At 66.1% G+C, this 2,228-nt stretch carries 1 protein-coding gene; it reads left to right on the top strand.

The window, feature by feature from the left end; translation table 11 throughout:
- On the top strand, positions 1-2,228 hold a 2,228-nt coding region (locus CIC12_RS32690), incomplete at both ends, for a beta strand repeat-containing protein (protein WP_174772289.1).

Raw genomic sequence — 2,228 nt, 5'->3', positions numbered from 1 at the left:
TGGGTGCGGGCGAGAAGCTGATGTACAGCCACGACGGCGGTGCGACGTGGACGGACATCACGTCGGCGGTGAGCGGCACGGGCGTGAGCTACGCGGATGCGTCGCTGACGTCGACCACGACGATCGAAATGCGCGTGGAAGACGCGGCAGGCAACGTCGGAACGGTGGCGAGCCAGCTGGTGACGATCGACACGACTGCGCCCACGACGACGGTGGCGATCACCGGGATCTCGCTGGACACGGGCACGCCGGGTGACTTCATCACGAACGACACCGACGGGCTGACCATCAGCGCGACGCTGTCGAAGGCGCTGGCGTCCGACGAACGTCTGCAGTACAGCGATGACGGTGGCAACACTTGGGTCGACATCAGCAGTTCGGTGACAGGTACGGCTGTAAGCTACTTCGACGCGGCGCTCACGCAGAGCACGACGGTGAAGATGCGCGTGGTGGACGTGGCGGGCAATGACGGGACGGCGACGCAGCAGGCGATCACGATCGACACGACTGCGCCTACGACGACGGTGGCGATCACCGGCATCTCGCTGGACACGGGCACGCCGGGCGACTTCATCACGAACGACAACGACGGGCTGACGGTATCGGCGACGCTGTCCAAGGCGCTGGTATCGGGCGAGAAGCTGATGTACAGCGACGACGGCGGCAGCACGTGGACGGACATCAGTTCGTCGGTAAGCGGTACGAACGTGAACTACTTCGATGCTGCACTGACCTCGAGCGCGACGGTCGAAATGCGCGTGGTGGACACGGCCGGCAACGCGGGTGCAGCGGCGAGCCAGGATATCACGATCCTCACGAACGGGCCGGCGACGACGGTGGCGATCACCGGCATCTCGCAGGACACGGGCACGCCGGGCGACTTCATCACGAACGACACCGACGGTCTGACGGTCAGTGCGACGCTGTCGCAGGCGCTGGCTGCGGGGCAGAAGCTGATGTACAGCCACGACGGCGGCGCAAGCTGGATCGATATCAGTACATCGGTGACGGGCACGACGGTGAATTATGTGGACACGGCGCTGACTTCAAGCGCGACGGTGGAATTCCATGTGATGGACACGGCGGGCAACGTGGGCCCGACGGCCAGCCAGGATATCACGATCATCGGCGACCGGCCGAGCACGACCGTGAATATCACGGGCATCTCGCAGGACACGGGCACGCCGGGCGACTTCATCACCAGCGACAACGACGGTCTGACGGTCAGTGCCTCGCTGTCGACGTCGCTGGCGTCGGGCGAGAAGCTGCTGTACAGCACGGACGGGAAGACGTGGACGGACATCACGTCGTCGGTGTCGGGCACGGACGTGAGCTACGCGGACGCGTCGCTCACGAGCACGAAGACGGTGTACATGAAGGTGGAGGATGTGGCCGGCGGCGATGGTCCGCAGGCAAGCCAGCTGGTGACGATCGACACGATTGCGCCGGTGACGACGGTGGCGATCACCGGGATCTCGCAGGACACGGGCACGCCGGGCGACTTCATCACCAGCGACAACGACGGTCTGGCGGTGCAGGCGACGCTGTCGCAGGCGCTGGGTGCGGGCGAGAAGCTGATGTACAGCCACGACGGCGGTGCGACGTGGACGGACATCACGGCGGCGGTGAGCGGCACGGGCGTGAACTACTTCGATGCTGCGCTGACCTCGAGCGCGACGGTGGAAATGCGTGTGGTGGACACGGCGGGCAATACGGGCGCGACGGCCAGCCAGGCGATCACGATCGACATCACGCCGCCGGCGGTCACGGTGGACATCACGGGCATCAGCCCGGACACGGGCACGGTGGGCGACTTCATCACGAGCGCGACCACGGGTCTGGCGGTGCAGGCGACGCTGTCGCAGGCGCTGGGTGCGGGCGACCATCTGATGTACAGCCGTGACAACGGCGCGACCTGGGTGGACATCACGGCGGCGGTAGCGGGTACGGTGGTGAACTACGCAGACGCGGCGCTGACCTCGAGCACGACAATCGAAATGCGCGTGGTGGATGCGGCGGGCAATGCGGGCCAGCTGGACAGCCAGGCGATCACGATCGTCGGCACGGGTCCGAGCACGGCGGTGCACATCACGGGCATCTCGCAGGACACGGGCACGCCGGGTGACTTCATCACGAACGACAACGACGGTCTGACGGTCAGTGCGACGCTGTCGACGTCGCTGGCGTCGGGCGAGAAGCTGCTGTACAGCACGGACGGGAAGACGTGG

Source organism: Paraburkholderia sp. SG-MS1 (assembly GCF_012275575.1).
Lineage (GTDB): Bacteria > Pseudomonadota > Gammaproteobacteria > Burkholderiales > Burkholderiaceae > Paraburkholderia.
The sequence above is the reverse complement of the archived record's forward strand: the minus strand, read 5'-3'. Positions and strand labels throughout refer to the sequence as shown.